Here is a 25,613-nt window from a genome sequence, read left to right on the forward strand (position 1 = left end):
ACGTGCCCCGGCTCAGCACACCTCTTCGAGATCGCGCCACTCCCGGCTGTCGGGACTGTCCGCGACCCATCCGTCGAGCAGGCCGCGCACCAGTCCGGGCGGGGCGGCGAGGCCGCACTCGCGCTCGGGGACCCACAGGTCGCCGTTGGTGCGGTGGCCGAGCGGTCCGGGATGTCCGGGCTCGCTGTGGTCGTGCGGGTCCAGGTGCTGTTCGCCGTCGCCCTCGTCGGAGGGCATCTGCGACTCCGAGCAGGACCTGCACAGCAGCCGTACGGACGACGACCAGTCCTCGGCGGCGAAGCCCGCGTCGGCCGCCAGCCGCTCCAGGGCGTCCCGGTCGGCCTCGGTGGCCGCTTCGAGCAGCACCACCCAGGTCGGCACCGGGGAGGGCGCCCAGAGCTCGATCTCGTCGAAGACCGGGAAGGACGGGCCCGCGGCCGTCACCCGCTCCCCGTGCGGGACGCCGTCGTGCAGCACGACCTCGCCCCAGCGCCGCCCCGAGGAGGGCAGCGGGATGGAGAGCACCTCGATGCGCGCGGGGTCCAGCCTGCGGCCCCACACCACCTCCGCCTCGCCCTCGGGGGACAGCCGTACGGCCGCGCTCCCCAGCTCCATGCCGAGCGGTTCCCCGCTCTCCGTCGGGGCGCCGGGCACCTTCAGCCCGTACGCCTGCCAGGCCCGCCGCGCGAGCGGCCAGTCCTGGAGGGCGGTGGCGGCGATGCCGACGTTCCACCAGTCGGGGGCGCCCGTCTCGCGGTCGAGCAGCGCGACGGCGCGCAGGCCCGCTGCGCGCGCCTGGTCCCAGTCGTGCCGGAACTTGTGCAGCAGCGCCAGATTGAACCAGGACTCCGAGAGCCAGGGTTCGAGATCCGCCGCACGTGTCAGCAGCGCCCCCGCGTCCTCGTACCGACCGTCGCCGATCAGCGTGAACGCGCGGTCGGTGGCCTGCCGCCACGAGGCGGAGGGCCGATGCCGTACCTTCCCGAAGATCCTCACGATTCCCGCCTGCCGGTTGGCTCACTTCCCCTGTGCGGCCGTGCCGTCAGGGGCTCTCTTCGCATCCAACCATGCCCGGTCGGAGGCCCGCTCATTACCCACTGGTTACCCCGGCGGGGGCAGGGCGACTCCGCGGGCGAGGACGCGTGCGAGAGACTCGACGACGTCGCTCTGGTAGTCGTGCCCGGTGCCCGCCCTGAGGCGCTCCAGAGCGCTCAGCGGACCGCCCGGCCCTCCTCCGCATTCCCCGGACAGATCGACGTACGCATTGACGGTGCGGACGATTCTGGCGGTGAGCGGCTGCTCGCGGTACGGGTCGGCCTGCCGTTCCACGACGTCGGCGACCTCCGCCGGGACCCCGGTCTGCCGTACGACGGCCCCGCCGAGCAGGGCGATGCGGCGCTGGTCGGCCACGGGGAGGGAGGCGGTGGCCCCGGCGGGGACCGGGTCGACGAGGGAGAGCTGCCCGATGTCGTGCATCAGGGCCGCGTGCTCCAGGAGCGTCAACTGTTCGCCGGAGAGGCCGAGTTCCCGTCCGACGGCCTCGGCGAGGGCGGCCACCCGGCGGGCATGGCCGGGGAGGGTGTAGCCGGCGATCTCGGTACTGCGGGCCAGTGAGGCGATGGTCTGCCGGTACGTGGCCCTGACCTCGGCGTACCGCCGGAACGACAGCTGGGTCAGCAGCAGCGGGACGCAGAGCACCGGCAGCGCCCACAGCCCGGCCACGGCGACCGCCAGCGCGATCACCACGCCCGAGGCGCACACGGCCGCGCCGACACCGCGCAGCGCGCGCACCTCGTCACGGAGCAGCGGGCCGTACGGGTGGCCGGTGCGGGCCCTGGTGAGGGCGGCGGCGAGGACGGCCTCGCAGAGCCCGGTCAGGGCGAGCAGCACCAGCAGGAGCAGGGCGAGGCCGGGGCCCTGGCCCACCCGGTTCTCCAGCACGCCGGAGTTGTAGAGCGGCTGGAAGCACACGGCGGCGAACGCGACGGTGAGCACGCGCCGGACCGGCTGGTCGAGACGGGGGTGGAGGGCGGAGAGGCGGAGAGGGGAGTGGGTGTGGGCTTGGGGGCGGGTGCGGGTGCGGGGGTGGGGGTGGATGCGGCTTGCGGTGCTGGGGCCGGTGAGGACGGTGGTGTCGCGGTTCGGGGTGCGGGCGTGCAGCAAGCGGGGGGCGGAACCCAGGGCCAGCGCGCTCGCGCTCACCGCGACGACCTGTAGTACGCCGTGGGTGGTGGGGGTGCCGGCACAGTGCCCGAGGAGTGCGTACGCGAGCGCGCCTGCGGTACCGAGGGGGGCGTGGGCGTGGCCCGTGGTGTCGCCCGCTGTCCGGTGGGTCAGCTCGCCCACGCAGATCAGGGCGCCGAAGGCGAGTGCGATGCCGGGTTGCTCCACGCCGTGGCGGAGCGTGCTGCCGGCGGCGGCGAGGACGAGCAGCAGAGTCGCGCCCCGCACGACCGGCACAAGCCCCCGGCCCCGCGAACGCCTCCGCTCGGACCGCTCCCGCGTCACCGCACACCCTCCAGGCCGCCCGGCACCGCCCCTACGTCGGCCTCCACGCCGCCCCGCACCGCCCCTACGTCGGCCTCCACGCCGCCCCGCACCGCCCCTACGTCGGCCTCCACGCCGCGCCCCGCCACTGCCCACGGACGCAGATCCACGCCCGGACGCGGCCCCGACCCCGACCCCGACCCATCCGCAGCCCCGACCCCATCCCCAGCCCCGACCGCTGACGCGCCACACGGCCCCCTCACGACCGCCGCCCCCGCCGCCCCACCCGAGGCGGCACGTTTCCTCGCTGCCCCACCAGCAACGACGCCCCCGCACCGCGCGATACCGAGTCCCCGGCGTCCACCTCGCCGCCCGCACCCGCATCCGCACTGACCGTCCCGGCCGCCGCCCCCGCACCGCCGTCCCCCCATTCGTCCGCCGTGACCACCGGATTCCACCCCTCCTTGTCCAGGGCCGCCACCAGCGCCGCCACCATCCGCCCGTCGAACTGCACTCCCGCACACTTCTGCAGCTCCGCCACCGCCGCCGCCACCGGCCGGGCCCGTCGGTAGGACCGGGTCGACGTCATCGCGTCGAAGGCGTCGGCCACCGCCACCACTCGCGCGAACTCCGGGATCCGGTTCCCGGCCAGCCCGTAGGGGTAGCCGTGGCCGTCGACCCGTTCGTGGTGGTGCAGGATCGCCGCCCGCACCTCGCCGAGGAACCCGATCCCGCGCACCATTTCGTGTCCGTACTCCGGATGGAGTTCGATGACGCGTCGCTCCTCGGGCGTCAGCGGCCCGTCCTTGCGCAGGATCCGCGTGGGGACGCCGATCTTGCCGACGTCGTGCAGGATCCCGGCGAAGCGGAGCATCTCCCGCCGGTCCTCGTCCATGCCCAGTTCGGCGGCCATCATGGCGGCGGCCCGGCCCACCCGTTCGCTGTGACCGCGCGTGTAGCGGTCCTTGAGGTCGACCGCCTGGACGAGCGCCCTGATCGTCGTCTGGTGGGCTTCGTGCTCCTGCTGGTACTGGGCGAAGACCCAGCACGACAGGTACATCGGGAGGAGTACGAAGAGGGCGGCCGGCGGCCCGTAGGGACTGCGCCACAGCACCGCCGTCATCAGCCCGGCCAGTCCGTGCACGCAGTGCGGGGCGAGTCCCCGCAGGAAGAGTCCCCGCCAAGCCGCCCGTACACCGATCCGCTCGGCGGTGGCCAGGATCGCGCCGTCGAGGAGGGTCAGTACGGCGCAGAAGGCGAGCACCGCGGCCCCGGCGGGCAGCAGCACGTGCGGGAGTGCGGGGACCTGTCCGAGTCCGGTGGCCCCGCCCGGCGCCGGGGGCCGCCCGTCCAGCACGGTGAACACCCACGACCCCGCCCAGACCGCGACCGCGAGTTCCGCGGCCCGCCACAAGCGCCGCACCCCCTCGGGCTGTCGGCCCACCCGCCCGAGCAGTGCTCCGGGCACGGCGACGAGGGCGGCGGCGGACGGCGGCAGCAGGAAGACGGCGGCCAGCGGCAAAGGGAAGAAAGCCCCGGCCGGGGTCAGGTGCGCGAGGCGGCGGCAGCGGGTCAGCAGCTCACAGGCCGCGTACAGGGCCGCCAGCAGCACGACCGCGTCCCAGGGGGTGCGGCGGTCGAGGCCGGTCAGTACGCACAGCCCCGCGACGAGGACGACGCACAGGACACAGGTCCGTGCTCCCGTCGGCAAGGTTCGCACCTGTCCCCCCGCAACCCTTGGGTCCGCCGCCACATCGTGCGTCACGCTAGCGATCCGGGTGCCCGACCACGCGCGAAGGCCGCCGGTTCCCTCCATCGGGTGACGATGATCGGGAACCGGCGGCCTACGACCGCACGTTGTGTGAGCACACGGGGGCGCCGACATGCCGTTCGCGTACGGATGCACGAGGCGCGCGAACGCGGTGCGTCCGGGGGGGGTTCGTACGACGTGCTCGCGCCGCGTGTCCGCGCCTGGGGGGTGCATACGCCGTGCTCGTACCGCGTGCCCGTACGGCGTGCTCCTATGACGCGTGCGTGCGACGTGTGCGCGAGGACGTGCGGCTCGCAGGTCCCGTACGGACGGCCCTGTGCGGACGGCCTGCTCGTACGGCGCCCGTACGGGCGGCCTGCTCGTACGAATTACTGCTTGGCCTGCTCCTTGGCCGCCGCCGAAACGGCGTCGGGGGCCGGTCCCGTCCCGGACGACAGGTCCGCGGGCACCTCCGGCGCGAGGAGGTCCGGGGCGGTCACGTCCTGCTCCGGCACGGCCTGACCGGCCCGGATCAGATCAATGCGTCCCAGCACCTTCGACCGCAGGTCCGCCGGGACGTCGTCCGACCCGCAGCACCGCTTGACCAGCTTCTTCACGGCCTGTTCGAGGCCGTACTTCTCCAGGCACGGCGAGCACTCCTCGAAGTGCTCCTCGAACTTGGTGCACTCACCGTCCGGCATCTCTTTGTCGAGAAACTCATAGAGATGGTCGAGGACCTCAGAGCAGTCCGTCTCGTGCGGATCTCCGCAGCTCATGAGCCCGAGCCTTTCACGTCGTTCGACTCCCCGGACGCGGACGCGGCGCCGGCCGGCACCAGTCCCCGGTCCCGGGCGTAGTCCTCCAGCATGCCGCGCAGCTGGCGGCGTCCCCGGTGCAGCCGGGACATGACCGTACCGATCGGTGTCCCCATGATGTCCGCGATTTCCTTGTAGGCAAACCCCTCGACATCGGCGAGATACACCGCGATCCGGAACTCCTCCGGGATGGCCTGGAGGGCCGACTTCACGTCCGAGTCGGGCAGGTGGTCCAGCGCCTGCGACTCGGCGGAACGCAGTCCGGTCGACATGTGCGACTCGGCGCGGGCCAGCTGCCAGTCCTCGATCTCCTCGGAAGCGCTGCGCAGCGGTTCGCGCTGCTTCTTCCGGTAGGAGTTGATGAACGTGTTGGTGAGGATCCGGTACAGCCATGCCTTGAGGTTGGTGCCCTCACGGAACTGGTGGAACGACCCGTACGCCTTGGCATACGTCTCCTGCACCAGGTCCTCCGCGTCCGCGGGGTTGCGCGTCATGCGCAGCGCGGCGGAGTACATCTGGTCGAGGAAGCCCAGCGCATCCCGCTCGAAGCGCGCATTGCGCTCGGCGGTGGTCTCCTCCGCGTGGCCGGCTTCGGTCCCTGCGTCGGTCCCAGTGACCGGACCCACCTCCTTCAGCGCCGTGGCGGGCCCGAACGCGGACCCACTCGACTCGGAGGATAGACGACTACCCCGCTTGCCCGCCGCCTGAGCGGGAACGGTCTTCGCCGCCGAAAGCACCGTCCACTCCAGGTCAGAGGCTTGCGGGCGACGTGGGCAGATGGTGGAACCCATGCGGCGAACTCCCTCTCGTTTCTACGTCCGACGCAGGTGACAACAGGGTGAGGCTCCGCAACATTCCCGACCGGTACGGCTGCGGGGGCCGGGTGGCCCCTCTCACGTCCCGATGCGCGGCATCCACTGCCGTACGCCGGCCGTGAGAACGGTGAGCGCCTCGTCCTGGGTGAGGTCGGCCCGCTTGGGCACCGCGAAGCCGTGGTCGCCGTGCGGTACCTCGATCAGCTCGAAGCCGTCGTCCCGCGGGAACTCCTCCGGCCGCCCGAACGGGTCCTTGGCGCCCTGTACGACGAGGGTGGGCACTCCGGTCCCGGTCAGCTCCGCCGCGCGGGACCTCTCGGGCTTGCCGGGAGGGTGCAGGGGGAAGCTCAGGGCGAGTACGGCCAGGGCTCCCAGTTCGGTCGCGGTCCGGCAGGCGACCCGGGCTCCGGCGCTCCGCCCGCCGGCGACGACGGGTGCTCCGGCGGCGGCCAGTTCGGGCCACACGCCCCGCCACCCGACGTCGAGCGTCTTCGGCGCGGGGGCGACCTTCTTGCCGGCCACCCGCCAGGGCTGCTCGACCAGGGCGACGCTCACGCCGTCGGCGGGGAGGGCTGCGGCGAGCGCCCGGAGGTCCCGGGCCTCGACGCCGCCGCCGGCGCCGTGCCCGAGGGCCAGCACGGCGCGCGGCTCCCGTCCGCCCCCGGTTTCGTACCAATGCACCCGCGCCCCACCGGCCGCGGTCTCCACGTCCACCACTCGCACCATCCCCCCATCCTGCCGCCCTCGCCCCCCGCCCATCCGGAACGCCCCACCCGCTCCTGTCCCGCTCCTTCGGCCGACGGAGCCCCGCGCGTCCGTTCCCCTGGTCGGTGGTGCCGTCCACGTCCGCGCCCCTGGTCGGCGGAGCCGTACCCGGGGGCGCGGGGGCACCTCCCTGTTCGAGGTTCGAGCGAAGCCGAGTGCTCGGGGAAGGGCGGGCAAGTGGCGGCCCTGCGACGCGGGAGGTGTGCCCCTCCCTGCCCCCACCCCTGCGGTTCGGCGCCCGCCGGACGCCCTCGCACCCTTCAGAACAACGTCCCCACCTCCGCGCCCTCCAGCTCTCCCAGCAGCTCGGGCCCGTTGTTCCGCACATTGCTGACCGCCGTCGACACCGGGTAGGCCCGCACCGACCCCGCCGAAGGCGGCACCAGCAGCTCCCGGGCCTCCGCCACGTCGGTGAGCGAGGGGTCCAGCCACGCGGCCCACTTGTCCGGCGTCAGCATCAGCGGCATCCGGGGGTGGATCTCCGCCAGCGAGGACGGCCCGCCCTCCCCCGCCGGCCCACCGGACAACGGCGAGGTCTCGGCCTCCGTCGTCACGACCGAGCACGTCGTCCACCAGGCCATCGGGTGCTCGTCGGGCAGGGTGCGGTCCCGCCAGAACTCGTAGATCCCGGCCATCGCCATGACGGACTCCTGCGCCGGGGTCACGAAGTACGGCTGCTTGCGTGCCCGCTTCTTCCTGCCCTCCTCCTCCAGGCCCCGCTCGGCGGCTCCCGTCACCCACTCGTAATAGCCGTCCGCGGGCACGAGGCACCGCCGCGCGGCGAACGCCTTGCGGAACGACGGCTTCTCGTGGATCGTCTCGGCCCGCGCGTTGATCATCCGTGCCGCGCCGTCGGGCGACTTCGACCACGACGGGACCAGGCCCCACCTGAGCATCCGCAGCTGCCGAACCGGACGCGGATCCGCTGCGTCTTTCACCGGACGCTCCAGCACCACCGGCACCGTCTTCGTCGGCGCCACGTTCCAGTCCGGTACGAAGCTCTCGGCCGGATCCCACTTCTCCACCTGGAAGAGTCCTGCGAGGTCTTCGGCCCCGCGGCTCACCGCATACCGTCCACACATACTTGTCACACTGCCATGCCCGTACAGCCCTCAAGGAGCCGCCCGAAAAATGGACACCCACAATCTCGGCGCCTCCGACCTCGGATCCCTCTGGGACCGTCTGACCGGCACCCAGCCCGACCCGGAGAACTGGCTGCTGTACGCGACGGCCGCGCTCGCGCTGATCGCCGTCGTCCCGCACCCCCTGTGGCGGCTGACGCGCAACGCGATCACCATCGCCCACGAGGGCGGCCACGGGCTGATCGCACTGCTCACCGGCCGCACGCTGACCGGCATCCGGCTGCACTCGGACACCAGCGGGCTCACCGTCAGCCGCGGCAAGCCGACCGGCATCGGCATGATCCTGACCGCCGCCGCGGGTTACACCGCGCCGCCGCTGCTGGGGCTCGGCGGGGCGTGGCTGCTGGCCGCCGACCACATCACGCTGTTCCTGTGGGTCGCGACGGCACTGCTCCTGGCGATGCTGGTGATGATCCGCAACGCGTACGGGGTGCTCACGGTCGTCGTCACGGGTGCGGCGTTCGTCCTGGTGTCCTGGCTGGCCGGCCCGGACGTGCAGGCGGGCTTCGCGTACACGGTCGTGTGGTTCCTGCTCCTGGGCGGCGTGCGCCCCGCCTTCGAGCTCCAGTCGAAGCGGCGGCACGGCGGTGCGCCCGACTCCGACGCCGACCAGCTGGCCCGCCTCACCCACGTACCGCCGCTGCTGTGGCTGGGGATGTTCCACGTCGTGTCGGTGTGCGCGCTGCTCGGCGGCGGCCGGTGGCTGCTGGGGCTCTGACGGTCCGGCCGGGGTCGGCGGCGCCCGGAGCCGGGTGGTGCGGTGCGTGCAACGGTGCGTGGCGGGTGCCCGGCCGCTGTGGAGAGCGGGACGCGTCGCCCCCCGGGCTCGCGTTCGCTCGGATTGTGCCCCGGTATCCGCACGTTTGATCAAAATCCGAGCCCGCCGAGAGCCACTAAAGTGAAGGCCATGACCGAAAGCGCCGTGCACCCTGCCCTCTGGCCCGCCCCCTACGCGACCGGGGCCGTCGACGCGACGGTCACCGTGCCCGGCTCGAAGTCGGTCACCAACCGTGCGCTCGTGCTGGCCGCCCTCGCCGCCGAGCCGGGCTGGCTGCGACGCCCGCTGCGTTCCCGCGACACCCTGCTGATGGCTCAGGCGCTGCGCGCGATGGGCGTCGGCATCGAGGAGGGGGTGGGGCCCGACGGCTCCGGCGAGGCGTGGCGGATCATTCCGTCGGGGCTGCACGGGCCCGCCACCGTCGACGTCGGCAACGCGGGCACGGTGATGCGTTTCCTGCCGCCCGTCGCCGCCCTCGCGGACGGCCCGATCCGTTTCGACGGCGACCCGCGTGCGTACGAGCGCCCGCTGGGCGCGGTCATCACGGCGCTGCGCACCCTCGGCGCCCGCATCGACGACGACGGCCGGGGAGCACTGCCCCTGACGGTGTTCGGCGGCGGCGCGCTGGACGGCGGTGTGGTCGAGATCGACGCGTCGTCGTCGTCCCAGTTCGTGAGCGCGCTGCTGCTGTCCGCGCCGCGCTTCAACCAGGGCGTGGAAGTACGTCACACCGGCCCCACCCTTCCCTCGCTCCCGCACATCCGGATGACGGTCGACATGCTGCGCGCGATCGGTGCGCAGGTCGACACTCCCGAGTCCGGGGGCGAGGCGAACGTCTGGCGGGTGGCCCCCGGCGCGCTCCTCGGCCGCGACCTCACGGTCGAGCCCGACCTGTCGAACGCGCAGCCGTTCCTCGCCGCCGCCCTGATCACCGGTGGCCGGGTGACGGTGCCGAACTGGCCGACGCACACCACGCAGCCCGGCGACGCGCTGCGGGAGATCTTCACGGCGATGGGCGGCACGTACGAGCTGACCGAGCGCGGGCTGACGTTCACCGGCACCGGCACCGTCCACGGCATCGACTGGGACCTGAGCGAGGTCGGCGAACTGACGCCCGGCATCGCCGCGGTGGCCGCCCTGGCCGACTCCCCGTCCACGCTGCGGGGCGTGGCGCACCTGCGGTTGCACGAGACGGACCGCCTCGCCGCCCTCACGAAGGAGATCAACGGGCTCGGCGGTGACGTCACCGAGACCGCCGACGGCCTGCACATCCGGCCCCGCGCTCTGCACGGCGGGACCTTCCACACCTACGACGACCACCGCATGGCGACCGCGGGGTCGATGCTGGGCCTGGCCGTGCGGGACGTGCGGATCGAGAACGTGGGGACGACCGCCAAGACACTGCCGGACTTCCCGCAGATGTGGTCCGACATGCTCGCGGGCAACTGACGGCCGGACGGGAACACTATGCGTCGTTACGGCAAGAACCCCGACGAGGACGACATCCGCGTCCGCCCCAACCGCAAGGGCAACCGCCCGCGCACCTCCATCCGCCCCAAGCACGAGGACGCCCAGGAGGGCATGGTCCTCACCGTGGACCGGGGCCGCCTGACCTGCCTCGTCGAGGGCCGTGCGGTCATGGCGATGAAGGCCCGGGAGCTGGGCCGCAAGGCGGCGGTCGTGGGCGACAGGGTGATGATCGTCGGGGATCTGTCGGGCGCCAAGGACACCCTCGCCCGCATCGTCCGTATCGAACCGCGCACCTCCGTCCTGCGCCGCACCGCCGACGACGACGATCCGTTCGAGCGGGTCGTCGTCGCCAACGCCGACCAGCTCGCCGTCGTGACCGCCCTGGCCGATCCGGAGCCGCGCCCCCGCATGATCGACCGCTGCCTGGTGGCAGCGTACGACGGGGGTCTGACACCGCTGCTGGTCCTCACCAAGTCCGACTTGGCCTCCGCGGACCAGCTCCTGGAGATGTACGTGCCGCTGGGCGTCCCGTACATCGTCACCAGCCGTGCGGAGCTGGAGAACGGGGCGGCGAGCGACGTCGTGCGCGAGCACCTCGACGGGAAGATCACCGCCTTCGTCGGGCACTCCGGCGTCGGCAAGACGACGCTGGTCAACACCCTCGTCCCGGCGGACCGCCGACGCACCACCGGACACGTGAACGCGGTCACCGGCCGCGGCCGGCACACCACCACCTCGGCGCTGGCGCTGCCCCTGGCGGGGGACGCCGGCTGGGTGATCGACACTCCGGGCGTGCGGTCCTTCGGCCTGCACCACGTGGACCCCTCGCGCGTCCTCAACGCGTTCCCGGACCTGGAGCCGGGCACGGAGCAGTGCCCGCGCGGCTGCACCCACGACGAGAGCGCGCCCGAGTGCGCCCTGGACAAGTGGGTCGCCGACGGGCACGCGGATCCGGCCCGGCTGTATTCGCTGCGCCGGCTGCTCGCCACCCGGGAACGGCGCGAGGGCGACTGAACCCTCGGCGTTCGCCCCTGCGTCCCTCTGGTGGAGGGCATAATCGCACCGAGCGAGACCAAGCAGTCACCGACTCGGGCCGACAAGGGAGACACTCACATGGCGTGGCTGCTGGTGGTGGTCGCCGGAATCCTGGAAACCGGCTTCGCCGTCTGTCTGAAGCTGTCCCACGGCTTCACGAGACTCTGGCCGACGATCGCCTTCGGGGCCTTCGCCCTGGGCAGTTTCGGCCTCCTCACGCTGGCGCTGAAGAAGCTGGACGTGGGTCCGGCGTACGCGGTCTGGACGGGCATCGGCGCGGCGGGCACGGCGATCTACGGGATGGTCTTCCTGGACGACGTCGTCTCCACCCTGAAACTGGTGTCGATCTCCTTGGTCATCATCGGCGTCATCGGCCTCCAGCTCTCCAGTTCCGCGCACTAGTCCCCCGGGCGTCAGTCCCCCCGGGTCGCGGCCACCAGGGCGCGCGCGAACTCCGCCACCGAGCCGTCCTCGGGGCGGCCGGGCGCCACCACCCAGGACACCGCCACCCGGAGCACCGCCTCGCAGGGCAGGCCCTCCCCCAGCGCCTCCCGTGTCCGGTCCCGTACGAGCGTCAGGAGCGCCGTCGCGTCCGGCGCCCCGCCGTCCGCCCGCCGTTGCGCCGGTCCGGCGGCGGTGGCCGGGACTCCGCGTGCGGCCCGCCCCGAGGGCAGCCGTTCCGACCAGCAGCCGCTGAGCAGGGCCCGGACCAGAGAATTCGCGCGGGTGGCCCGTACGATCCACTCGGCCACCCCGGTGAGCCGGTCCGCGTCGGATCCGGTGCGGTCCGCGAGAATGCGGTCCACCCCGGCCAGGAAGGCGTCCGCCTCCCGCCGCACCAGGGCCCGCGCCAGGCCGTCCTTGCTGCCGAACTCGTTGTAGAGGGTCTGCCGGGACACCCCTGCCGCCGCGGCCACGTCGACCATCCGTATCGCCGTCCAGGGCCGCACCGCGAGCGAGGTGCAGGCGGCGTCCAACAGGGCTTCTCGGGCAGTGGGCACAGCATCGCCTCCCGGCTGCCAGCGTTGACGGCACCTCACGCACTGTCAAGGGTGCCTGCGCGCGAGCGCCCGCCCGGACCGGTGCCCGCCGTCGCCGCGGTCCCGTACGGGTCCTGCCCGATCACGCTCGATACTGTGGTGCCCATGCCCGACTATCACGATGACCTGCGCCTCGCCCACGTACTCGCCGACGCCGCCGACGCCCAGACCATGGACCGGTTCAAGGCCCTGGACCTCAAGGTCGAGACGAAGCCGGACATGACCCCGGTGACCGAGGCCGACAAGGCCGCCGAGGAGCTGATCCGGAGCCAGTTGCTCCGCGCCCGTCCGCGCGACGCGATCCTCGGTGAGGAGTACGGCCTCCAGGGCACCGGGCCGCGCCGCTGGGTGATCGATCCGATCGACGGGACGAAGAACTACGTGCGCGGCGTTCCCGTCTGGGCCACGCTGATCTCGCTCATGGAGGCGGGCGAGGGCGGCTACCACCCGGTCGTCGGCGTGGTGTCGGCGCCCGCGCTGGGCCGTCGCTGGTGGGCGGCGAAGGGCGGCGGCGCGTACACCGGCCGCAGCCTGACCTCCGCGACCCGGTTGCAGGTGTCGAAGGTCCCGCGGATCGCCGACGCGTCCTTCGCGTTCTCCTCGCTCGCCGGCTGGGAGGAGCAGGGCCGTCTGGACGGCTTCCTGGACCTGACCCGGGCCTGCTGGCGCACGCGCGGGTACGGCGATTTCTGGCCGTACATGATGGTCGCGGAGGGCTCCGTCGACATCTGCGCGGAACCGGAACTCTCGCTCTGGGACATGGCCGCGAACGCGATCATCGTCGAGGAGGCGGGCGGCCGTTTCACCGGCCTGGACGGCGTCCGCGGCGTCGGCGGCGGCAACGCCGCCGCGTCCAACGGGCTGCTCCACGACGAGCTGCTGGGCTACCTCAACCAGCGGTACTGAACTCTCCGAGGGGCGCGTGGCATTTCGCCGCGCGCCCCTCAACTTGCCTCTGCCTGCCCCTTGTTGACCCCTCACGGGGCTGCCACTCTGAAAGTTCACTCACTTGTGAACTTGTGAATCCGTTCTCGTGCGGACTCACACCCAGGAGGTGGCTGTTCTCCATGCTCGTCCGCGACGCCATGAGCACCATGGTCCTCACCATCGGCCCCGCCCACACCCTCCGTCAGGCCGCCCGACTGATGTCCGTCCGTCACGTCGGCGCCGCCATCGTCCTCGACCACGACACCAGCGGCCTCGGCATCCTCACCGAGCGCGACGTGCTCAACTGCATCGGCGCCGACCAGGACCCCGACCTGGAGACCGCCGGCTCCCACACCACCACCGACGTCGTCTTCGCCTCCCCGTCCTGGACCCTGGAGGAGGCCGCCGCCGCGATGTCGCACGGGGGCTTCCGCCACCTGATCGTGCTGGACGACGACCACGGCGAGCCGATAGGCGTCGTCTCGGTCCGCGACATCATCCGCTGCTGGGCCCCGAGCCACCGCCACCCGGCGTCCCTGGCGGGCTGAGCGGCTCCCGAGCACGGAGCGGATACCCGCACAGGCCGGTGGGCCGGGCCCCCAGGGGAACCCGGCCCACCGGCCGCACCACGCGCGCCCGCGTCGGCTACTTGCCGCGCAGCTCCTGCACAGCGGCGTCCAGCCGCTTACCGAAGTCGGCGTCCGCCTGGCGGAAGTTGCCGACCGCGCGCTCGGCGATGTCGTCGCGCGACACCTTCGCGATGAACTGGGCCAGGTTGTCGACCAGACGGCCCTTCTCGTCCTCCGACATGAGGCGGTAGAGGTTGCCCGCCTGCACGAAGTCGTCGTCCTCGGCGTGGCTCGGGGCCTCGTGGTTGCCCGTCGCACCCGTCACCTGGACCGGCTGCCACAGCGGCGCGCCCGTCTGGGCGGGACCGCCGAAGCTGTTCGGCTCGTAGTTCTTGGCGCCGTTGTGGCGGCCGTCGTAGAGGTAGCCGTCACGGGAGTTCGTGCGCGCCTCGGTGGCGTGCGGGCGGTTCACCGGCAGGTGGTCGGCGTTGATGCCGACGCGGTAGCGGTGGGCGTCGCCGTACGCGAAGAGACGGCCCTGGAGCATCTTGTCCGGGGACGGGCCGATGCCCGGCACGAAGTGCGCGGGGCTGAAGATCGACTGCTCGACCTCGGCGAAGATGTTCTGCGGGTTGCGGTTGAGCTCCAGCTTGCCGATGTCGATCGGCGGGTAGTCCGCGTGCGGCCACACCTTGGTGAGGTCGAACGGGTTGAAGCGGTACGTGGCCGCGTCGGCCGCCGGCATGATCTGCACCTGCACGGTCCAGGACGGGAACTCACCGCGCTCGATGGCCTCGCGCAGGTCGCGCTGGTGGCTGTCGGGGTCCACGCCGGAGAGCCGGTTGGCCTCGTCGGTGGTGAGGTTCTTGATGCCCTGGTCGGTCTTGAAGTGGTACTTGACCCAGAAGACCTCGCCCTGGGCGTTGTTCCACTGGTAGGTGTGCGAGCCGTACCCGTTCATGTGGCGCAGCGTCGCCGGGATGCCGCGGTCGCCGAAGAGCCAGGTCACCTGGTGGGTCGACTCCGGGCTCAGGCTCCAGAAGTCCCACACGTTGTCGGCTTCCTGCGAGCCCGTGTACGGGTCGCGCTTCTGCGTGTGGATGAAGTCGGGGAACTTGATGGCGTCCTTGATGAAGAACACGGGGGTGTTGTTGCCGACGAGGTCGTAGTTCCCCTCCTCCGTGTAGAACTTCAGCGCGAAGCCGCGCGGGTCACGGACGGCGTCGGCGGAGCCCAGGTTCCCGGCGACCGTGGAGAAGCGCAGGAAGGTCTCGGTCTGCTTGCCGACCTCGGAGAGGAACTTGGCGCGCGTCCACTGCGAGACGTCGCGGGTGAGCGTGAAGGTGCCGTACGCACCGGCGCCGCGGGCGTGCACGACACGCTCCGGTATGCGCTCGCGGTTGAAGTGCGCGAGCTTCTCCAGCAGCGCCTGGTCCTGGACGAGTACGGGCCCGCCGACACCGGCCGTCTCGCTGTTCTGGTTGTCGGCGACCGGCGCGCCGGCCTCGGTGGTGAGCGGTCCCTGCGACGTCACGTGCGCCTCCTGCGTCATTGCTGAAATTCCCTGTCCTCGGTCTATCGCTTTTCCCGATCCTACAATGGACACTGTCTAAGTCAAGCGAGCATCCAGGTTCACATCCATTCGGGACTGAGTCCCCTCCCTGTTAGGCTGGAAGACATGAGCGACCTTCTTGAACGACTGCGCGGGCGGGGCTGGCGCATGACCGCGCAACGCCGCGTCGTGGCCGAGGTCCTCGACGGGGACCACATGCACCTGACCGCCGACGAGGTGCACGCGCGCGCCGTCGACAAGCTGCCGGAGATCTCCCGCGCCACGGTGTACAACACCCTCGGCGAGATGGTCTCCCTCGGCGAGGTCATCGAGGTCTCCACGGATCACCGCGCCAAGCGCTACGACCCCAACGCCCACCGCCCCCACCAGCACCTGGTGTGTGCGAGGTGCGGCGCCATCCGTGACGTGCACCCCGCGGGCAACCTGCTCGGCGACCTCCCGGACACGGAGCGTTTCGGCTTCACCATCTCCGACGTGGAAGTCACGTACCGGGGCATCTGCCCGAACTGCGCGTAGTCGCCGGGCGGGCCCGCGGCCCGGCCCGGCCGCGCACACGAAACGACCTGGGGCCCGGAACTCTTTCGAGTTCCGGGCCCCAGGTCTGCACTGCTTCTTCAGTAGCGGGGACAGGATTTGAACCTGCGACCTCTGGGTTATGAGCCCAGCGAGCTACCGAGCTGCTCCACCCCGCGTCGGTAGACCCAACCCTACGTCGCGCCCCCGACCAGCGCAAATCGTTTCCGCACCGCCGGACGGAACCGGGTGCCCGCGCCTGCGACCCGAGTCGGACGCCCGACCGCCGACGCGCACCGAGCCGGCCGCCGGAGCGCCGCCCCGAGCCGAGCCGACTCCCCCGCCACCGGCCGGAGCCGGCGGCGGGTGGGGTGGATGGGTGGCGAGTGGGGTGGTTGGCGGGTGGCGGACCCTACGCGGTCAGTTCCTGGTGCAGCGCGTCGCGCAGCCTCGCGGCCCGCTCGGCCACCTCCGCGGGCCCCAGCTCCACCGCCCGCACGCACCACCGCTCGCCCTCGCCCAGCTCACCCCGCCGGGCCGCCAGCAGCGCCAGCCGCAGCGCCGCCCGGCCGTGCCCGGCGTGCGCGGCCCGGGTCCACCACAGCTGCGCCTCCGACTCGCGCCCTTCACGCGCCAGCAGCAGCCCCAGGTTGAAGGCGCCGCCCAGGCTCCCCGCCTCGGCCGCCTCCCGGTACCACTTGGCCGCGCCCGCCATGTCGCCGCGCCCGGCCGCGAGCATGCCCACCCGCACCTGCGCGCGGCGGTGCCCCTGCTCGGCGGCCCGCTCGTACCACTCCTCGCACTCGGACTTCTCGTCCACGGACTCGCCGAGGGCGGGGGGCCCGGACGGCGGCTGCCTGGCGTCCAGGAGCATGCCCAGCCGGAAGGCGCCCTCCGCGCTGCCGCCGCCCGCCGCGCGCCGCAGGTGCGCCTCGGCCTCGCGTTCGTCGCCGTCCCTGAGCAGGGCGATGCCGACCTGGAGGGCGGCTTCCGTGTGCCCGGCGGCGGCGGCCCGCTCGTACCACTCCAGGGCGGCCCGGTCCTCGCCGCGACCGGCGTGCAGGATGCCCAGGTTGAAGGCGGCGTCCACGCTGCCGGCCTCGGCGGCCTTGGAGAACCACGGCTCGGCGCCGGACGCGTCGCCGCCCTGGAGGAGCAGGATGGCCAGCGCGTTGGCGGCCTCCCGGTGGCCCGCGTACGCGGCCCGCCGGTACCACTGCTCGGCCTGCGCCGTACGCCCCTGGGCGGCGCACAGCAGCCCCAGGTTGTACGCGCCGTTGATGTCGCCGGCGTCCAGGGCGGCCCGGTACCAGCGCTCCGCGGTCTGCTGCTCGCCGCGGGCGGCGTGCTGGGCCCCCAGGGCGTTGGCGGCGTTCCCGTCGCCCTCCTGGGCCGCCCGCAGCCACCACACGGCGGCGCTCTCCTCGTCACCGGCGTCGCGCAGCAGGAAGCCCAGCGCGCACGCCGCGCGCGGCTCGCCGTCCTTGGCGGAGGTCAGGTACCAGCGTCCGGCCTCCTTGAGCTCGCCCCTGGCCTCCAGGATGACGCCGAGGTGCAGGGCGGCCCTGCGGTGGCCGCGGGCGGCCGCCTGCCGGTACCACTGCTCGGCCTCCAGCGCGGGCGGCTTCTCGCCGGGGGCGGCGGAGGAGGTGCGCAGCATGCGGGGGTCGGTGTCCCAGGTGATGCCGCGCCGGTTGGCGACGTCGGCGGCGGGGCCGCCGCCGGTGGGGGTGCCCGCGCGGCGGTCGAGGAGCCGGGCCAGCCGGTACGCGGCCTCGCGGTGCCCCTGCTCGGCGGCTGCCCGCAGCCAGCGCTCCGCGCCGACGTCGCCGTGGTGTTCGAGGAGGTCGGCGAGGGCGTAGGCGCCCAGGGCGTGGCCGTGCTCGGCGGACTGGCGCAGCCAGTACTCGGCGGCGGGCTCGTCGCCGCGTTCGCGGAAGTGGCGGCCCAGGGCGTGGGCGGCGGCCGCGGAGCCGGCGACGGCGGCGATCCGCCACCATCCGGCGGCCTCGTCGGCGTACCCGCGCTGGTGCAGGAGGACGCCGAGGTTGTTGGCGGCGGCCCGGTCGCCCTCGGCGGTGGCGGCGCGCAGGTACGGCTCCGCGCCGTCCAGGTCGCCGCGGCGCAGCAGAAGGGCGCCGAGGACGCTCATGGACTCGGTGTCGCCCTCCTCGGCGGCGTGCCGGTGGCGTGCCTCGTCCTCCGCCGTGGCGGTGTCGGTGCCTTCGTCCGCCCGCCGCAGCTCCACACGGTCTGTGTCAACCCGCCCTGTCTCCAACAGAGTTGCCCTGTCCCCCATAGTTTTCATCGTCGCACCACCCGCAACCCGGGTACACCTGGTATACCGCAGCCATTGAGGTCACTTCAGCGTTTTGTCGACATGCCCAGAGGGCGACAAGTCAAACACATACGGTGTACGGACATACGACGAGGGCCCGGATCCTCAATGGATCCGGGCCCTCGTCTGTTCAGTAGCGGGGACAGGATTTGAACCTGCGACCTCTGGGTTATGAGCCCAGCGAGCTACCGAGCTGCTCCACCCCGCGTCGTTGTTTCCCAACCGTACCACGGGTGCGGGGTGGAGCCTTCTGCGGCCGGTTACTGCGCGCCTGGGGCCGCTAGTCGCTCTTCGGTGGATCCTTCGGGTCCGCCGGAGCCTTGGGGTCGGCCGGAGCCTTGGGGTCGGCCGGAGCCTTCGGGTCCTGCTTCGCCGGCGGCGCCGCCTTCTGGGCGTCGGCCGCCCGCACCAGCGCCTCCTGGAGCTTCTCCTGGGCCTTGCCGTAGGCCACCCAGTCCTGCGGCGTCTTCTGGAGTGCCTTCTGGCCCTCCTCGTACGCGGCGGTGGCGTCCGTGATGGCCTTCTGGAGGTCGGTACCGGCGGCGGGCGGCTTGGTGGTGCCGTCGCCCTTGTCCGGCGGCGTCTCCGCACCCTTCTCGCCGAAGACCGCGTTCAGCGCCTCGGCCAGGCTGTCCTTGAAGACGGTCTCCTTGCCGTACGAGACGCCGACCTTCTTCAACAGCGGGTACTGGGCGTTGTTGCCCTGTGCGTACACCGGGGTGACGTACAGGAAGCCGTCGTTGAGCGGGATCGTCAGCAGGTTGCCGTACTCGATGTCCGAGTTGGCGCCCTTGGTGTTGCGGACGAACTCCGTGACGTCGGGGTTGGTGCTCAGCCGGTTCTGCACCTGCTGCGGACCCAGTACGTCGCCGGTGACCCTCAGAAGCCTTATGGTGCCGTAACTCGGGCTGGCCGCATCGGCGTCGACCGCCATGAACCCCCCGAGGTTGGGGCGTCCGTTGGGCGTGAAGGTCGTCGTCAAGGAGAAGTTCTGCTCCTCGTCGCCGGGCATCTTCAGGCTCAGGTAGTACGGCGGCACGGCCCCCTTGGCGGTGGTCGTCGGGTCGTCCGGGACCTGCCAGGCGTCGGAACCGCTGTAGAACTGCTTCGGCTCCGTGACGTGGTAGCGGGTGAGCAGCTCGCGCTGGACCTTGAACATGTCCTGCGGGTAGCGCAGGTGCTCCTTGAGCAGGGCCGGGATCTTGCTCTTGTCCTCGACCGTGCCCGGGAACGCCTTCTTCCACGTCTTGAGGACCGGGTCCTTCTCGTCCCACTCGTAGAGCTTGACCGAGCCGTCGTACGCGTCGACGGTGGCCTTCACCGAGTTGCGGATGTAGTTGACCTGGTTCTGCTGGGCGACGACGGCGCGCTGGTTGGTGGTCAGCGAGTCCGTCGTGGTGTCGCCGAGCACGGTGCGCGACGCGTACGGGTAGCCGTTGGTCGTCGTGTAGGCGTCGACGATCCACTGGATGCGGTCGCCGATGATCGCCGGGTAGGCGTCGCCGTCGATGGTCAGCCAGGGGGCGACCGCCTCGACGCGCTGCTTGGGCGTGCGGTTGTACAGGATGCGCGAGCCGTCGCCGATGGCACCGGAGTAGAGGATCTGCGGTTCGCTCATGGTGACGGCGTAGGCGGCGCGGTTGAACGGGTTGGAGAGGCTGACGCCGCTGTTGCCCTTGTAGCTGGTGGTCTTGGTGGGCTCACCGTTCTTCTCGTAGTCGAGCTCCTGCTGCGGGCCGCCGACGATCGAGTACTGCTCGGTCTTCTCGCCGTAGTAGATCCGCTGCTCGTACTTGGTCTTCTCGCTGAGCACGCCGCTGGACGGCAGGCCCGACTCGGTGAACTCGGGACCGCCCTCGTTGTCCGCGTTGACGGAGGTGCCCTTGGCGCTCACCGCGCCGTAGCCGTGCGTGTAGTAGAAGTGGTCGTTGATCCAGTTCCGCTTCGGGATGCCCTTGAGGTCGAGCTCGCGCAGGCCGATCACGGTGTCCTGGCCGTTGTAGCGGTCGACGTCGAGGGTCTGCGGGAACTGGTAGTACTTCCGCTCCTGCTGGAGCTGGCGGAAGGTCGGCGACACCACGTTCGGGTCGAGCAGGCGGTAGCTGGCCGCCGTGTCGGCGTCCTTGCGCAGCTTCGCGGTGTCGCCGTTGTCGCCCGCGCCCTTGTAGTCGGTGACCTTGGCGCCGTCGATGGCATAGGCCTTGCGGGTCGCCTCGATGTTCTTCTTGATGTACGGGGCTTCCTTGGCCTGCTCGTTCGGCTGGACCTGGAACTTCTGCACGATCGCCGGGTAGAGCCCACCGATCAGGATCGCCGAGAGCACCATCAGGCCGAAACCGATCACCGGCAGCTGCCAGGTGCGGCGCCACAGCGTCGCGAAGAACAGCACGGCGCAGATGACGGCGATGCAGAACAGGATCGTCTTCGCCGGAAGGTAGGCGTTGGCGTCCACGAAGCGCAGGCCGGTCCAGTTGCCGGTGGCCTTGAAGTCACTGGACTTCACGGCCAGCCCGTACCGGTCGAGCCAGTACGCGACGGCCTTCAGCGTGACGAACACGCCGAGCAGGACCGAGAGGTGGCCCGTGGCGGCGGCGGTCGCGCGCGCGCCGGGGCTGGTCAGGCGCAGCCCGCCGTACAGGTAGTGCACCAGGGCGGCGGCGATCAGCGAGACCACCACGGCGGCGAAGCCGAACCCGAGCAGGAAGCGGTACCACGGCAGGTCGAACGCGTAGAACGCGACGTCCAGACCGAACTCCGGGTCCGTCTGCCCGAACTGCGTTCCGTTGATCCACAGCAGCCAGGTGCGCCACTGCCCGGCGGCGGACGCGCCCGCGATCAGCCCGACGAGGGCGGTGACCGCGATCAGCACCCACTTCTTGTACGGCGCCAGGCCCATCCGGTAGCGGTCGAGGCTCTGCTGCTCCATCGACATGGCGCTGAGCGGGGGCCGCAGCCGGTGCGCCAGCCAGATGTTCACACCGACGGCTGCGGCCATGAGGAGACCGAAGACGGCGAACAGGCCGATCTTGGTCCACAGAGTGGTGGTGAAGACGGACGAGTACTTGACCGATCGGTACCAGAGCCAGTCCGTCCAGAACCCCGCGAACATGACGAACGCCATGGCCAGTACGGCCAGCACGCCCAGTGTCATGAGCAGGGTCCGGGCACGCCGGGAAGGCCGGCCCACTCTGATCCGTGGCCCGGTCGGGCCTCCGCCGCGGTCCGGCATCTGGAAAGCCAACGTGCGCACCTCGAAGTTCGCTGTTTTGTACGGAGCGTATGGGTCAAGCGGGTCGTGCGAAGCGGTCGTACGGACCCCGCGATCGCAGGACCGTACCTATGCAACTTACTGAAGCTTTACTCAGTTCCCGCTTTGGGGGCCGAAGGAGGCAGGATATTCACCATGTCCAACTCCTCCCCCTCAGACCACACCCCTCCGATGCCCGCGCCGGGCACGCCGATGGCAGCGAGCCCGCTGACGCGCGCCGTGCTGGAGATCGACGAGTACGCGTCCGGCCTCGGCTGGGACAAGCCCGCACGGCTGTTCGCCCTGGTCGACACGGCGAAGCTCCGCAAGCAGGAACCGGGGCTCGCCTCGCAGCTCGGCATCGACGCGGCGAGTGCCGCCGGGTACACGCCGATCGAACAGGAGGAGATTCCGCGCGGCAAGGCGTTGGACGAGTTCCTCGGCACGATCGCCTGGCCCGACGCGGTCGTCGGCTGTGCGCTGACCGTGGAGCGTCTGATGCTGCCGCCGTCCGCGGAGGCGTCCGTGCCGGAGGGGATGAAGGGCAAGCAGCTCACCCAGTGGGTGGCGGCGCACCCGGACCGGCAGGAAGTGCGGATGACGGTGGCCGTGCTGCGCGGCGGGGCCCGCGAGTCGGCGATCCGGCTGCGCGAGAAGGACTCGCCCAACGAGGTGCTGACGGGCCCCGACCTGGTGCCGGGACTCGCCGAGGCGCTGGCGGCGACCTTCGAGTCGTAGCGCGGCGGCCGGTCGGGCCCGTTCCTCGCGCGCATGTCAGGACATGCATGTCCTGACATTCAGGGGCGGCCGGGCCGGTCAGCGCGTCGAGCACTTCGGCAGGGCGGCAGGGCGGCAGGGCGGCAGGGCGGCAGGGCGGCAGGTCAGCCTGTCGAGCACTTCGGCAGGGCGGCCGTGTCGTCCTTCTTGATGCCTTCCATCGACTTGAGCGCGTCGTCGAGGGTGTCGACCCGGACGAGAGTGAGGCCCTCGGGGACGTCGGCGGCGGCCGTCGCGCAGTTCTCCTTCGGCGTCAGGAAGTACTCGGCGCCGGCCTTGCGCGCGCCGACCGTCTTCATCTGGATGCCGCCGATCGGGCCGACCTTGCCCTTCTCGTCGATCGTGCCGGTGCCGGCGACGAACTTCCCGCCCGTCATGTCGCCCTCGGTGAGCTTGTCGACGATGCCGAGCGAGAACATCAGGCCCGCGCTCGGACCGCCCACGTCGGCCAGCTTGATGTCGATCGTGAACGGGAAGGTGTGGTCGGTCCCGGCCTGGATGCCGACGATGGCCCGTCCGTTGTCGTCGGCCTTCTTCGTCACCACGGTGATCTTCTCGGTGGCGGTGGGCTGCACCTTGTGCGCCTTCTCCGCCGCCGCCGCCTCCTTGGCCGGCACGACCGTGAAGACCACCTTCTCGCCGGGCTTGCGCTGCGTGACGATCTTGGCGACGTCGCCCGGCTCCTGGACCTTCCGGCCGTCCACCTCGCGGATCACGTCGCCCGCGTGCAGCCTGCCCTGGGCGGGGCTGTCCTTGACGACGCTCGCGACGACCACCCGGGTGGTGACCGGGAGCTTCAGCGCCTTGAGAGCGGCGACCTTCGCGGTCTCCTGGGACTGGGTGAACTCCTCGGCGTTCTCCTGGGTGGACTGCTCCTCGGTCTTGCCGTCCGGGTAGAGGGTGCTGTGCGGGACGACGATGCTGTCGTGCGCCAGCCAGCCGTAGACCGTCTCCATCAGGTTCATCCGGTAGTCGGCACCGGTGACGCGGACCGTGGTCATGTTGAGGTGACCGGTCGTCGGGTACGTCTTGTGCCCGGAGATCCGGAGCACGGGCTCGCCACCCGCGTCCCCCAGGGTGTTCACCGTCGGCCCCGGGGACATCTCCGAGTACGGCACTTTGATGAGGACGCCCGCGCAGAGCAGCGCGATCAGGACGAGGGTGGAGGCGAGCATCGTCGCTGTGCGGCGTGGCATGGAACGACAGTACGGGACGGGTCCGGACGTGCACCGCTGGGGCCGGTCCGTACGGGGCGCGGGCGCTTCGCCTCGGCTCTCGCGTACGGAACGGCACACATCGACCGGTACGCCTCAGGCGGCGTCGGAACCGGGATGCGGCTTCTGCATGGCGTCGCGGAATCTCTCGTAGCCCGCGAGTTCGGCGATGTCGCCGGTGGTGCGGTTTCGAGCAGCCCAGCTTCCCCATATCGCAGCACCGACAGCTGCGAAAAGCGGAATCAGCAACCAGGCGAGAGCAGCCATTCCGACCTCCTGACCCAGTGAGCGACCGCTGAACAACCCGAGCGATCGCAGCCAGCCGATCAGCAGATTAACCATCCGCTGCCTCAACGCTCGGGCCAGGGGTCGGGTTACGCAAATCGGGGCGCTTGGCGGCGCAGGGGTTTAGGCGGGTTCCGCCCGCGACGGGACCTCACAGGACCCGACCCGCCCTCCCGCCACCACCCCTCAAACGACGGCGCTACGCGCCGACCCGCCCTCCCGCCACCCGACCACCACCCCTCAAACGACGGCGCTACGCGCCGACCCATTCTTCTGCCCCGTCGGAGAATTTCTGGTGCTTCCAGATCGGCACCTCGTGCTTCAGGTCGTCGATCAGCATGCGGCAGGCGTCGAACGCCTCCCCGCGGTGCGGACAGGAGACGGCCACCACGACCGCCAGGTCGCCCACCGCCAGGTCGCCGACCCGGTGGACGGCCGCCAGGGCCCGTACCGGGAACTTCGCGACGACCCTCTCGGCGACGCGGCGCAGCTCGGCGTCCGCCGTCGGGTGACAGGAGTAGCCGAGCGCGTCGACGTCGGCGCCGCCGTCGTGGTTGCGCACGGTGCCGACGAACAGGGCCGTGCCACCCGCCGCGTCCTCGCCGACGGCCCGGAAGACCTCGTCCAGGGAGAGCGCGGTGTCGCGGATCGCGAGCAGCCGGATCGGGTCCGGCGCCGCCTGTTCGCCCGGGTGGGCGGCGGAGTCGGGGGTGGGGCCGTCGACGGGGGTGCTGGGGGTGCCTGCCATGGGCCCATCGTGCCGTACCGCACCGTCGGCGCGGTAGGGCGGTTTCGACCGGCGGGCGCCCCCGGGGCCTGGAGCCTTCTACAAGCACCACGGGCCGCCGGGGTGCGGCCCGTGGCCGGCCTCAGATGCGGCGGCGTGCCTTGCGGGCCCGGCGCACCAGCGCGGCCGTGCCGAGCAGGGCGACCGTGGCGCCCGCCGCACCCGCCGCGGTGGCGTCCTTGCGACCGAGGCGGCGGCCGGCCAGGGTGTGCCGCCCTTCGACCTCCTTGAGGAGTTCCGCGAGGACCTCCTCGTTGGTCCACTGCGGTCGCCAGCCCGCGTCGTGCAGCCGCGACACGCTCACCACCCAGGGGTGCATCGTGTACGCGAGGTCGCCGGCCGGGGACGGGGTGAGACCGATGCGGTGCAGTCTCGCCGCGGCGCCCAGGGCGACGGCGGAGGGCAGTTCCATGCGGCGGATGCCGCTGATCTCCTCGACCTCCTCCTGTTCGAGCCAGCCGTCGCAGCCGACCGCGAGCTCCCCCTCGACCTTCTCCAGAACGGCGTACTCCAGGGCGCTGACCAGGTCGTCCACGTGGCAGAACTGCCAGGTGGGGCGGGAGCCGGCGGCGACCAGGAGGCGCGGCGACTCGAAGTAGCGGGTGAGGGCGGTGTCCGTACCGCCGACGAGGACGGCGGGGCGCACGACCGTGACGTTGAGGCCGGGGTGGGCCCGCGGGGCGCGGCGGCCCAGCCGCTCCACCTCCAGCAGGTCGCCGACGCCGGTGGCCTCGGCGGTGGCACGCAGCTCGGCGTCCTCGGAGAGCGGGACGTCGTTGTCGGGGAGCGCGCCGTAGACCATGGCGGAGGTGCACAGCACGACCCGGTGCACCCCGGCCGCCGCGGCTGCCGTGAGCACCGTCTGCGTGCCGCGCACGTTGAACGCCGTACGGGCCGCGGGGTCCGACTCCAGGTCGAGGTCGAGCGCGAGGTGCACGACGACGTCGGCGCCGCGCAGCTTCTCGGCGATGGCGGGGTCCCGGACGTCGAGGATGTGCCACTGCGCGCCGTCGGTGTCGCCGCGCCGCTCGTCGATGGCGACGACCTCCTTGACCTGCTCGGAGTCGGCGAGCCGCCGGGTCAGCAGGGCGCCGACTCCGGATGCGGCACCGGTGACCGCGACGACCGGACCGCGGGCCGCGGGGGTTGATCGGTTTCGCGTTGCGCGAACCTTCGAATCTGTTGCACGAACCTTGGGATCTGGGGAACTCACCGGGCGTCTCCAGCGGTTGTCTTCAGTACGTACGCGAGTTGGCGCGTACGGACCAGGTGTCGTCCATCCTGCC

Annotated in this window: 24 protein-coding genes and 2 tRNA genes; 8 read left to right on the top strand and 18 right to left on the bottom strand. The window is 71.8% G+C overall.

What is annotated here, in order from left to right; genetic code table 11:
* Positions 1-12: 12 nt before the first annotated feature.
* The 8 genes from ACQPZG_RS11830 to ACQPZG_RS11865 form a co-directional block, all read right to left on the bottom strand.
* Entirely contained in the window at positions 13-996 is a 984-nt protein-coding gene (locus ACQPZG_RS11830) for a tetratricopeptide repeat protein (protein ID WP_433545768.1), read from the bottom strand.
* 105 nt (positions 997-1,101) lie between these two features.
* Positions 1,102-2,460, bottom strand: a complete 1,359-nt coding sequence (locus ACQPZG_RS11835) for an HD-GYP domain-containing protein (protein WP_433545769.1) — start codon at positions 2,458-2,460, stop codon at positions 1,102-1,104.
* A 44-nt stretch (positions 2,461-2,504) separates the two neighbouring features.
* Positions 2,505-2,657 (bottom strand): hypothetical protein, encoded by a 153-nt coding sequence (locus ACQPZG_RS11840; protein ID WP_433545770.1) that lies wholly within the window; start codon positions 2,655-2,657, stop codon positions 2,505-2,507.
* 89 nt (positions 2,658-2,746) lie between these two features.
* Entirely contained in the window at positions 2,747-4,207 is a 1,461-nt protein-coding gene (locus ACQPZG_RS11845) for an HD-GYP domain-containing protein (RefSeq protein ID WP_433545771.1), read from the bottom strand.
* Between the two features lie 419 nt (positions 4,208-4,626).
* The gene (gene rsrA, locus ACQPZG_RS11850) at positions 4,627-5,013 is read right to left on the bottom strand and encodes a mycothiol system anti-sigma-R factor (protein WP_433545772.1); all 387 of its coding nucleotides are present in this window, start codon (positions 5,011-5,013) and stop codon (positions 4,627-4,629) included.
* Positions 5,010-5,678: a sigma-70 family RNA polymerase sigma factor gene (locus tag ACQPZG_RS11855; RefSeq protein ID WP_433545773.1), complete on the bottom strand. Its 669-nt coding sequence runs from the start codon at positions 5,676-5,678 to the stop codon at positions 5,010-5,012. Before ACQPZG_RS11855 ends, rsrA begins: the two co-directional genes overlap by 4 nt.
* Before the next feature lie 267 nt (positions 5,679-5,945).
* Positions 5,946-6,593: an alpha/beta hydrolase family protein gene (locus ACQPZG_RS11860; protein WP_433545774.1), complete on the bottom strand. Its 648-nt coding sequence runs from the start codon at positions 6,591-6,593 to the stop codon at positions 5,946-5,948.
* 299 nt (positions 6,594-6,892) lie between these two features.
* Positions 6,893-7,714, bottom strand: a complete 822-nt coding sequence (locus ACQPZG_RS11865; RefSeq protein WP_433545775.1) for an SOS response-associated peptidase — start codon at positions 7,712-7,714, stop codon at positions 6,893-6,895.
* Between the two features lie 49 nt (positions 7,715-7,763).
* Here ACQPZG_RS11865 and ACQPZG_RS11870 point away from each other — a divergent pair, with 49 nt between their 5' ends.
* The 4 genes from ACQPZG_RS11870 to ACQPZG_RS11885 all read left to right on the top strand — a co-directional run bounded on the left by ACQPZG_RS11870 (position 7,764) and on the right by ACQPZG_RS11885 (position 11,459).
* Positions 7,764-8,492, top strand: a complete 729-nt coding sequence (locus ACQPZG_RS11870) for a M50 family metallopeptidase (protein ID WP_433545776.1) — start codon at positions 7,764-7,766, stop codon at positions 8,490-8,492.
* 189 nt (positions 8,493-8,681) lie between these two features.
* On the top strand, positions 8,682-10,001 hold the full coding sequence (gene aroA, locus ACQPZG_RS11875; RefSeq protein ID WP_433545777.1) for a 3-phosphoshikimate 1-carboxyvinyltransferase: 1,320 nt from the start codon (positions 8,682-8,684) through the stop codon (positions 9,999-10,001).
* Positions 10,002-10,019: 18 nt separating this feature from the next.
* Positions 10,020-11,036, top strand: coding sequence for a ribosome small subunit-dependent GTPase A (rsgA, locus tag ACQPZG_RS11880; protein ID WP_433545778.1), 1,017 nt, complete (start codon positions 10,020-10,022; stop codon positions 11,034-11,036).
* 99 nt (positions 11,037-11,135) lie between these two features.
* Complete coding sequence (locus ACQPZG_RS11885; RefSeq protein ID WP_433545779.1) at positions 11,136-11,459, top strand: DMT family transporter; 324 nt, start codon at positions 11,136-11,138, stop codon at positions 11,457-11,459.
* 11 nt (positions 11,460-11,470) lie between these two features.
* Here ACQPZG_RS11885 and ACQPZG_RS11890 read toward each other — a convergent pair whose 3' ends face one another.
* On the bottom strand, positions 11,471-12,058 hold the full coding sequence (locus tag ACQPZG_RS11890; RefSeq protein WP_433545780.1) for a TetR/AcrR family transcriptional regulator: 588 nt from the start codon (positions 12,056-12,058) through the stop codon (positions 11,471-11,473).
* 144 nt (positions 12,059-12,202) lie between these two features.
* Here ACQPZG_RS11890 and hisN point away from each other — a divergent pair, with 144 nt between their 5' ends.
* Together hisN and ACQPZG_RS11900 are read left to right on the top strand one after the other, a co-directional pair.
* Positions 12,203-13,003: a histidinol-phosphatase gene (gene hisN / locus ACQPZG_RS11895; protein ID WP_433545781.1), complete on the top strand. Its 801-nt coding sequence runs from the start codon at positions 12,203-12,205 to the stop codon at positions 13,001-13,003.
* Between the two features lie 161 nt (positions 13,004-13,164).
* Entirely contained in the window at positions 13,165-13,572 is a 408-nt protein-coding gene (locus ACQPZG_RS11900) for a CBS domain-containing protein (protein ID WP_185032812.1), read from the top strand.
* Positions 13,573-13,669: 97 nt separating this feature from the next.
* Here ACQPZG_RS11900 and ACQPZG_RS11905 read toward each other — a convergent pair whose 3' ends face one another.
* Complete coding sequence (locus ACQPZG_RS11905; RefSeq protein ID WP_433545782.1) at positions 13,670-15,145, bottom strand: catalase; 1,476 nt, start codon at positions 15,143-15,145, stop codon at positions 13,670-13,672.
* A gap of 126 nt (positions 15,146-15,271) precedes the next feature.
* On the opposite strand from ACQPZG_RS11905, the gene ACQPZG_RS11910 reads away from it, so the two are divergent.
* Positions 15,272-15,682 carry a Fur family transcriptional regulator gene (locus ACQPZG_RS11910; protein ID WP_185032808.1) on the top strand — a complete coding sequence of 137 codons (411 nt, stop codon included), beginning with the start codon at positions 15,272-15,274 and terminating at the stop codon, positions 15,680-15,682.
* A gap of 102 nt (positions 15,683-15,784) precedes the next feature.
* On the opposite strand, the gene ACQPZG_RS11915 is transcribed toward ACQPZG_RS11910, so the two are convergent.
* The 4 genes from ACQPZG_RS11915 to ACQPZG_RS11930 all read right to left on the bottom strand — a co-directional run bounded on the left by ACQPZG_RS11915 (position 15,785) and on the right by ACQPZG_RS11930 (position 21,246).
* Positions 15,785-15,858 (bottom strand) — tRNA-Met (locus ACQPZG_RS11915).
* Positions 15,859-16,091: 233 nt separating this feature from the next.
* Complete coding sequence (locus ACQPZG_RS11920) at positions 16,092-17,987, bottom strand: tetratricopeptide repeat protein (RefSeq protein WP_433545783.1); 1,896 nt, start codon at positions 17,985-17,987, stop codon at positions 16,092-16,094.
* Between the two features lie 164 nt (positions 17,988-18,151).
* Positions 18,152-18,225: transfer RNA gene (locus ACQPZG_RS11925), tRNA-Met, on the bottom strand.
* A 72-nt stretch (positions 18,226-18,297) separates the two neighbouring features.
* Entirely contained in the window at positions 18,298-21,246 is a 2,949-nt protein-coding gene (locus tag ACQPZG_RS11930; RefSeq protein ID WP_433549367.1) for a UPF0182 family membrane protein, read from the bottom strand.
* Positions 21,247-21,420: 174 nt separating this feature from the next.
* Between ACQPZG_RS11930 and ACQPZG_RS11935 the strand changes: the two genes are divergently transcribed.
* The gene (locus tag ACQPZG_RS11935; RefSeq protein ID WP_433545784.1) at positions 21,421-22,002 is read left to right on the top strand and encodes a PPA1309 family protein; all 582 of its coding nucleotides are present in this window, start codon (positions 21,421-21,423) and stop codon (positions 22,000-22,002) included.
* Between the two features lie 143 nt (positions 22,003-22,145).
* Here the strand turns inward: ACQPZG_RS11935 and ACQPZG_RS11940 are convergent, their stop codons facing one another.
* The 4 genes from ACQPZG_RS11940 to ACQPZG_RS11955 form a co-directional block, all read right to left on the bottom strand.
* Entirely contained in the window at positions 22,146-23,237 is a 1,092-nt protein-coding gene (locus ACQPZG_RS11940; RefSeq protein ID WP_433545785.1) for a YlbL family protein, read from the bottom strand.
* Positions 23,238-23,351: 114 nt separating this feature from the next.
* Positions 23,352-23,597, bottom strand: a complete 246-nt coding sequence (locus ACQPZG_RS11945; protein WP_433549636.1) for a hypothetical protein — start codon at positions 23,595-23,597, stop codon at positions 23,352-23,354.
* Between the two features lie 196 nt (positions 23,598-23,793).
* The gene (locus ACQPZG_RS11950; protein ID WP_433545786.1) at positions 23,794-24,288 is read right to left on the bottom strand and encodes a molybdenum cofactor biosynthesis protein MoaE; all 495 of its coding nucleotides are present in this window, start codon (positions 24,286-24,288) and stop codon (positions 23,794-23,796) included.
* A 121-nt stretch (positions 24,289-24,409) separates the two neighbouring features.
* Positions 24,410-25,540, bottom strand: a complete 1,131-nt coding sequence (locus ACQPZG_RS11955; RefSeq protein WP_433545787.1) for an SDR family oxidoreductase — start codon at positions 25,538-25,540, stop codon at positions 24,410-24,412.
* Positions 25,541-25,613 lie beyond the last annotated feature (73 nt).

The organism is Streptomyces sp. CA-294286 (genome assembly GCF_050947155.1).
Taxonomy (GTDB): domain Bacteria; phylum Actinomycetota; class Actinomycetes; order Streptomycetales; family Streptomycetaceae; genus Streptomyces.

Excerpts from the sequence above, each read along its gene's own strand:
- aroA (WP_433545777.1), top strand. The coding sequence starts at position 8,682 with ATGACCGAAAGCGCCGTGCACCCTGCCCTCTGGCCCGCCCCCTACGCG.
- ACQPZG_RS11940 (WP_433545785.1), bottom strand. The coding sequence starts at position 23,237 with ATGCCACGCCGCACAGCGACGATGCTCGCCTCCACCCTCGTCCTGATC.
- hisN (WP_433545781.1), top strand. The coding sequence starts at position 12,203 with ATGCCCGACTATCACGATGACCTGCGCCTCGCCCACGTACTCGCCGAC.
- ACQPZG_RS11860 (WP_433545774.1), bottom strand. The coding sequence starts at position 6,593 with ATGGTGCGAGTGGTGGACGTGGAGACCGCGGCCGGTGGGGCGCGGGTG.
- ACQPZG_RS11945 (WP_433549636.1), bottom strand. The coding sequence starts at position 23,597 with ATGGTTAATCTGCTGATCGGCTGGCTGCGATCGCTCGGGTTGTTCAGC.
- ACQPZG_RS11865 (WP_433545775.1), bottom strand. The coding sequence starts at position 7,714 with ATGTGTGGACGGTATGCGGTGAGCCGCGGGGCCGAAGACCTCGCAGGA.
- ACQPZG_RS11885 (WP_433545779.1), top strand. The coding sequence starts at position 11,136 with ATGGCGTGGCTGCTGGTGGTGGTCGCCGGAATCCTGGAAACCGGCTTC.
- rsrA (WP_433545772.1), bottom strand. The coding sequence starts at position 5,013 with ATGAGCTGCGGAGATCCGCACGAGACGGACTGCTCTGAGGTCCTCGAC.
- ACQPZG_RS11920 (WP_433545783.1), bottom strand. The coding sequence starts at position 17,987 with ATGAAAACTATGGGGGACAGGGCAACTCTGTTGGAGACAGGGCGGGTT.
- rsgA (WP_433545778.1), top strand. The coding sequence starts at position 10,020 with ATGCGTCGTTACGGCAAGAACCCCGACGAGGACGACATCCGCGTCCGC.
- ACQPZG_RS11870 (WP_433545776.1), top strand. The coding sequence starts at position 7,764 with ATGGACACCCACAATCTCGGCGCCTCCGACCTCGGATCCCTCTGGGAC.
- ACQPZG_RS11905 (WP_433545782.1), bottom strand. The coding sequence starts at position 15,145 with ATGACGCAGGAGGCGCACGTGACGTCGCAGGGACCGCTCACCACCGAG.
- ACQPZG_RS11910 (WP_185032808.1), top strand. The coding sequence starts at position 15,272 with ATGAGCGACCTTCTTGAACGACTGCGCGGGCGGGGCTGGCGCATGACC.
- ACQPZG_RS11950 (WP_433545786.1), bottom strand. The coding sequence starts at position 24,288 with ATGGCAGGCACCCCCAGCACCCCCGTCGACGGCCCCACCCCCGACTCC.
- ACQPZG_RS11935 (WP_433545784.1), top strand. The coding sequence starts at position 21,421 with ATGTCCAACTCCTCCCCCTCAGACCACACCCCTCCGATGCCCGCGCCG.
- ACQPZG_RS11900 (WP_185032812.1), top strand. The coding sequence starts at position 13,165 with ATGCTCGTCCGCGACGCCATGAGCACCATGGTCCTCACCATCGGCCCC.
- ACQPZG_RS11930 (WP_433549367.1), bottom strand. The coding sequence starts at position 21,246 with ATGCCGGACCGCGGCGGAGGCCCGACCGGGCCACGGATCAGAGTGGGC.